Annotated in this window: 4 protein-coding genes; 2 read left to right on the top strand and 2 right to left on the bottom strand. The window is 43.9% G+C overall.

Annotation, left to right across the window (positions count from 1 at the left end; translation table 11 throughout):
- A partial coding sequence (locus IEY52_RS26275) for a hypothetical protein (protein ID WP_189009615.1) occupies nucleotides 1–555 on the top strand: 555 nt, incomplete at its 5' end.
- Here the strand turns inward: IEY52_RS26275 and IEY52_RS26270 are convergent.
- Entirely contained in the window at nucleotides 550–1,041 is a 492-nt protein-coding gene (locus tag IEY52_RS26270; protein ID WP_189009612.1) for a hypothetical protein, read from the bottom strand. The genes IEY52_RS26275 and IEY52_RS26270 overlap by 6 nt on opposite strands.
- 373 nt (nucleotides 1,042–1,414) lie before the next feature.
- Between IEY52_RS26270 and IEY52_RS26265 the strand changes: the two genes are divergently transcribed.
- The gene (locus tag IEY52_RS26265) at nucleotides 1,415–2,485 is read left to right on the top strand and encodes a hypothetical protein (protein WP_189009609.1); all 1,071 of its coding nucleotides are present in this window, start codon (nucleotides 1,415–1,417) and stop codon (nucleotides 2,483–2,485) included.
- 94 nt (nucleotides 2,486–2,579) lie between these two features.
- Here the strand turns inward: IEY52_RS26265 and IEY52_RS26260 are convergent, their stop codons facing one another.
- Nucleotides 2,580–3,284, bottom strand: coding sequence for a hypothetical protein (locus IEY52_RS26260; RefSeq protein WP_189009606.1), 705 nt, complete (start codon nucleotides 3,282–3,284; stop codon nucleotides 2,580–2,582).
- Nucleotides 3,285–3,835: the final 551 nt, after the last annotated feature.

The raw sequence follows: 3,835 nt of genomic DNA, 5'->3' as shown, positions 1-3,835 counted from the left end.
CTGAAAACTCCTTCTCAAATTGCCAGTGATTTAGGAATCAAAGTGCCCATGCTACGACGTTATGCTGTCCTGTACGAGGAATACACAGGTCAAAAGCTCCCTGTCACTGCCAGAGGTGAACGTTTATATACCACTGAGGTGCTGATCACATTACAGCGAGCCAGATCAATCATGGAAAGTGAAAAGCTGGGTCTTGAAGCTTCCATGCGTCAGGCAGTGCGAATTGTAGAGATCTCAGAGGCTTCAGAGTCTGCAATCCAGGAGTCTGATCCCCTATTCACTCCTGAAAGACTGCAGAAGTTGTTCAGAGAAGCTATAGAGGCTGAGATCACGCCATTGCGCCAGGAGCTGGTTCAGTTGCGCTCAGAAAATCAAGCGCTTCAGCAAATGGTTCATCAACTGTTAAAGGCTCAGGAAGAGATTTATCGGCTTCAGATATCTGAAATCAATCTTCCTGATAATCACATGAAAAAAAATCAAGAAACCCTGTCACCAAGACAGGGTTTAAGGGGCATATTTGATTCTCTTTTGAGAGGATATTATAACAGGCTATGAGAGTTTTGAAAAATCAGGAATAAAAATTTCTTCACATCTTAAACAAACAAATTGAGAATCATACTCTTTTGATAATCTTTCATATTCTCCACTATTTTTATATTCTGATTTTTTAAGCATGTCTATCACGTTATAGACTGATGCGATTGCAAAAAATATAAATACCACTGTAAGAAAAATTTTACCAATCTTGAAATCAGGATCAGGATTATTAGCAACACTGATGAGTGCTATTAGAAATATGAGGCTAAATACACAAGTGAGAGCAGCAGTGGCAAAAGCAAAACCTACGGCAGGTTCTTCTGGGGGGCGATGTCGTTTTGCAAGAGTTGTAGAACTATAAGTATGGGTTGTAGCTCCAACAGCTTCTCCCGAAGTTGTAACTCCACCTGTAAAACTTACTCCTGCACTTACTCCACCATCATGAATTATTCTTCTACGGGTAACTTGTTCAGATTTACAACGTGGACATTGAAGTTCTGCCATAAGTAACTGTATCATTTATTACGATTTTTTGATATGTTTGAATGTTTTTGCTCCCCTGGTAAGTCTTAAGTTGAGGAATTTTTAAAGCTGTGTAGGTCTTGCCAGCTGGCCTAAGAGTGCTGTAGTGTGCTTCTGAGGCTACCCGCTAGGGCAAAAAAACGAAGAACTGCTGAAGTTTGGCGACCCACGCAGTTCTTCCCAAGAGCCTCCCAGAAGGGAGTTCAGTTTTAAGGTTCGCTGGCAGAGGTTTAGCCTTTGCCACCTGCCCTAAATTTAGGCGATCTTGGCACCCACGTCAATGCAGAGTGCCACAGTCTAAAGCCTGCTTTACAGGAACTGGACAATTCAGCCCCTCCTGGTCATCACGAGGACCATGAAGCCACATGCTTTCCAGAAGTATCTTGACCGCCTTGGAATCGCCAATGAAGCTGGCCAGCTGGTGGCTTCTATCCGAGATCTTCCAGCTGATTCTAAATCCTGGATCCAAAAACCAGAAAAACCTGACGTTTCAGACTTTCAGAGAAATCTCAAATCGGGAAATCATTCTGTAGTGTTAGCTCAGGCTTCTGAAAGGGTTTCTGAGAGCTTCCATAGGAGCAGGAGGCTTAGGAGTCTCCCTGAGACCGAACAGCGGGTGTTTGATGCTTTACACCGTCTTTGCTGGGATCATGCCTGTTTTCATGGGCGGAAAGTTGGCCAGGGCTGTTATGTGGTGCACACCAGTGCTGAGCTGCTCATGGATTACCTGGATATAGGCAAGACACGCTTCTATGAGGCCCTGGGTCGCCTGCGTCAAAGTTCTCTGGTGGCCAGCAAGGGTTTTGTGTGTCGTCTTCCTCAGCGAATGGTCAAGAGCGGGACACTGTTTGCTGTGGTTATGGATCCTTCTTCTGAGCACCAGGCACGGTTTCGCTTTTGGGATTGGAACCACGAGTACCGTTCAATGGAAAAAGACATTGCCAGTGGCAATACGGTTTTTAGATTTCTCAGAGCGCAGAAAACCAAAAACGAACATACAAAGACATTTTCTGATAGGAAGCGAAAATATCTTGTATTGAAGGGTTTCACGTTATCTGGGCAACTTAATCAAGATTCCGTTGTTGCTTCTGTATGTCCGCCAGCAGCGCGAAACTTCAAAAACTTCGTTTTCTCGCTGTCTGAAGGTCAACTTCTTCGAGCACAGGAGCGTAAAGCCTGGGTGGATCAAGCAGCTCAGCAGCTGGCAGGTCTTCTGGAAGATCATCACAGTCTAAATCTGTACAGGTGGTGCCTTTGGAGGCTTCTTGCAGCCAGTGAACGGGGTCTAGATCTTTGGCATCATTTTCAAGCTGCGCTTTTGAACATTTTTGGTGATCTGGACGATGGTATTCGAAGCAGATGGGGAGCAATCTTAATAGCCAAGCTGAAGCGCTCAGGAATTTGGCAGGATCTGGCCGCCATCTGAACGTTTAGGAATCTGGCAGAGAAAAAGCGTCTGAAAAAGGATGCTCAAAAAATGCTGTCTGACAAAGGCTTTAGCTTTAGAGAAAGCAAAGGGATTATACAGCTTTGAGCCACCAGGTCTTAGCAGGCAGTTTTTTTATGCCCATCTGAAAGGCTGTAATTTTGGCCACCAAGTAGCGTTGTAAGGCTTTGTCACTGTCTCTTTTTGCAACTCTGAGGATCATACCTTTTTCGTTTTTGAGGTCACGATTTGCGAAAGGATCAGAATTTTTCTGCAGGTATGCGAGAATTCTGAGAAGATCCTGCTCAGATTCAATGGTTTCAACATGAGCTTTTGAAGGAAGCTGCTGACCACGATTGGGACAGATGAGATGTAAATGCATTCTGAACGTCTGGGTGAATTCCAGTTTAACCAAGGCAGGAACAGCTGGAAAAATCCGTTTAGATTCTTCCTTAGCCCAGGCATGTAAACTTCTGTCATATAATCTGGTGCTGGTCACCTTTTGGAGTGGATATGTGACCAGCACCAGATTTTGCATGGATCGCAACTGCTGCAATTGGGCAGCCTGACTTAGCTGTGTTTTTGCCTTTTTCTGCTGTATACGTGGACTAGAGTAAATGGGAGAGATTTCAACCTTCTCCCCTGTATTGCTCCAGTGACCATAATTGCTCTGGTACCAGAGAGCTGTAAGCTCTCTGGGCTTAAGGCGTAACAGTTGATCAGCTCCATGCTGTTCGATCCATTTTTCAATGTTGGTCTGTAAATCAGTGATCAGTTTGGGGTTCTGAATTTTGGTCATGGTTTTGGACTCCTTTGGAAACGGTCTAAATCCTAAGATTATTCTTAAGTTATTGCTCATAGATAACGAATTTTGGGACTCCAGGGAAGTTTTAAGCTCTTCTGAGCTTGCCCTGACATACTCTTTGCGTGCTCTGCGTGAGACCAAGATAATTCATTCTTTGAAATACAAAAAGTGCTCCATCTCTCTATGGATTTTCTGTTAAAAGTGGAATTCAACTCTTTCTGAAATAAGTCTTGGTTTCTTTTGGAAAATTTGTCTAGATGGCATATTTGGAATGCTGACAATATAAATTTTGATGCTATCGGCAATACCTACGATAAATACGTTTATCGTACACTCCTGGTAGCGTCTGAATAGACGGCTCACGCTTCCGAGTAGCGCCTAAAAAAATCCCATCTAGAAGGGGAAAAATTCAATGCACGTCTAAAAGGCGTAACTCAGGCATATACTGATCAGTGACACCATGCTGAAAACTCCTTCTCAAATTGCCAGTGATTTAGGAATCAAAGTGCCCATGCTACGACGTTATGCTGTCCTGTACGAGGAAT

This window comes from Deinococcus roseus (assembly GCF_014646895.1).
Lineage (GTDB): Bacteria > Deinococcota > Deinococci > Deinococcales > Deinococcaceae > Deinococcus_C > Deinococcus_C roseus.
The sequence above is the reverse complement of the archived record's forward strand: the minus strand, read 5'-3'. Positions and strand labels throughout refer to the sequence as shown.

What these genes read in the sequence shown, in the direction of transcription:
- IEY52_RS26270 (WP_189009612.1), bottom strand. Translation starts at nt 1,041, where the DNA reads ATGGCAGAACTTCAATGTCCACGTTGTAAATCTGAACAAGTTACCCGT.
- IEY52_RS26265 (WP_189009609.1), top strand. Translation starts at nt 1,415, where the DNA reads ATGAAGCCACATGCTTTCCAGAAGTATCTTGACCGCCTTGGAATCGCC.
- IEY52_RS26260 (WP_189009606.1), bottom strand. Translation starts at nt 3,284, where the DNA reads ATGACCAAAATTCAGAACCCCAAACTGATCACTGATTTACAGACCAAC.